Raw genomic sequence first — 1768 nt, 5'->3', positions numbered from 1 at the left:
GGAGCCCGTCAGCGCGCCCCACAGATGCCTCATCAGCGTCGAATACAGGAAGTTGCGCACGATCGTGACCGCGTAGTCCTTCTGCGCCTGCGCGGTGCCGGCGAGCGGGCCGTAGTGCGGCAGCTCGGCGAGCGTGTAGTTCGCGAATTCGCGCTCGGCGCGGAAGTACGCGTAGTCGTCTTCGCTGCGCTGACGGCCGGTGAGCTGCTGCTCGAGCGTGGCCGCGTGTGTGTACAGCAGACGCGCCTGGCCGATCAGGTCGAGGCTCATGTTCGACAGCGCGATGTCCTCTTCGAGGATCGGGCCGTGGCCGCACCACTCGGCGTTGCGCTGACCGAGAATCAGCGCGGTATCGGCGAGGCGCAGCACGTACTGCAGATGTTCGGGCGTGATGGACATAGTGGTCATGGCGCGCTTACATGTGGTTGACTTCGTCGGGCAGCGTGTAGAACGTCGGGTGGCGATAGATCTTGTCGCCCGCCGGTTCGAACAGCTCGGCCTTCTCGTCGGGCGCCGAGGCGGTGATCGCCGAGGACGGCACCACCCAGATGCTCACGCCTTCCTGGCGGCGCGTGTAGACGTCGCGCGCCATGCGCAGCGCCATCGGCGCGTCGGCCGCGTGCAGACTGCCGCAGTGCTTGTGGTCGAGGCCCTGCCTGCTGCGCACGAACACTTCCCAAATCGGCCATTCCTTGTTCATTGCTGATCTCCTGATTCCTGACATTCGCTGATTTTTCGCGGGTGTTTCGCGGGTGTTTCGCCGTGCCGCTCAGGCGGCGTGCTGTTGCGCGCGCTGGCGCTGCTTGTCCGCATGGGCGAGCGCGGCTTCGCGCACCCAGGCGCCGTCTTCATGGGCCTTCACGCGCGTGGCGAGGCGCTCGCGGTTGCACGGGCCGTCGCCATTGACGACGCGCCAGAACTCTTCCCAGTCGATGTCGCCGTAGTCGTAGTGGCCGCGCGCCTCGTTCCATTTGAGCTCCGCATCGGGCAGCGTGACGCCGAGCACCTTCGCCTGCCCGACGGTCGCGTCGACGAATTTCTGGCGCAGATCGTCGTTGGTAATGCGCTTGATGCCCCATTGCGCCGACTGGTTGCTGTGCACCGAGTCCTTGTCGCTCGGGCCGAACATCATCAGCACCGGCCACCACCAGCGGTTCACCGCCTGCTGCACGAGCTCGCGCTGCGCGTCGGTGCCGGCCATCATCGCGAGCAGCGCATCGAACCCCTGGCGCTGGTGGAACGACTCTTCCTTGCAGATGCGGATCATCGCGCGGGCATAGGGCCCGTACGTGCAGCGGCACAGCGGGATCTGGTTCATGATCGCCGCGCCGTCGACCAGCCAGCCGATCACGCCGACGTCGGCCCAGGTGGGCGTCGGGTAGTTGAAGATGCTCGAATACTTGGCCTTGCCCGCGTGCAGCGCGTCGATCAGCTGCTCGCGCGACACGCCGAGCGTTTCGGCGGCGCTATACAGATAGAGCCCGTGGCCGGCCTCGTCCTGCACCTTGGCGATCAGGATCGCCTTGCGCTTGAGGCTCGGCGCGCGGGTGATCCAGTTGCCCTCGGGCAGCATGCCGACGATTTCCGAGTGCGCGTGCTGCGAGATCTGCCGCACCAGCGTTTTGCGGTACGCGTCGGGCATCCAGTCCTGCGGCTCGATCTTGCCGTCGGCTGCCATGACCGCGTCGAAGCGCGCCTGTTCGGGCGAATTCGCATCCGCGTCCAGCGGGGCGACGTTGCCGGGGATATCGAGGGATTGGGTGTACAT

General features: G+C 66.3%; 3 protein-coding genes. All 3 read right to left on the bottom strand.

Annotation, left to right across the window (positions count from 1 at the left end):
• A partial coding sequence (locus ACLFKU_RS43230; RefSeq protein WP_410853327.1) for a Phenylacetic acid catabolic protein occupies positions 1–399 on the bottom strand: 399 nt, incomplete at its 3' end.
• 16 nt (positions 400–415) lie between these two features.
• Positions 416–700, bottom strand: coding sequence for a 1,2-phenylacetyl-CoA epoxidase subunit PaaB (gene paaB / locus ACLFKU_RS43225; protein WP_410853326.1), 285 nt, complete (start codon positions 698–700; stop codon positions 416–418).
• A gap of 69 nt (positions 701–769) precedes the next feature.
• Positions 770–1768: 1,2-phenylacetyl-CoA epoxidase subunit PaaA (gene paaA, locus ACLFKU_RS43220; protein ID WP_410853325.1), on the bottom strand; the 999-nt coding region annotated here is incomplete at its 5' end.

It is taken from the genome of Paraburkholderia sp. EG304 (assembly GCF_046543485.1).
GTDB lineage: Bacteria > Pseudomonadota > Gammaproteobacteria > Burkholderiales > Burkholderiaceae > Paraburkholderia > Paraburkholderia youngii.
The sequence above is the reverse complement of the archived record's forward strand: the minus strand, read 5'-3'. Positions and strand labels throughout refer to the sequence as shown.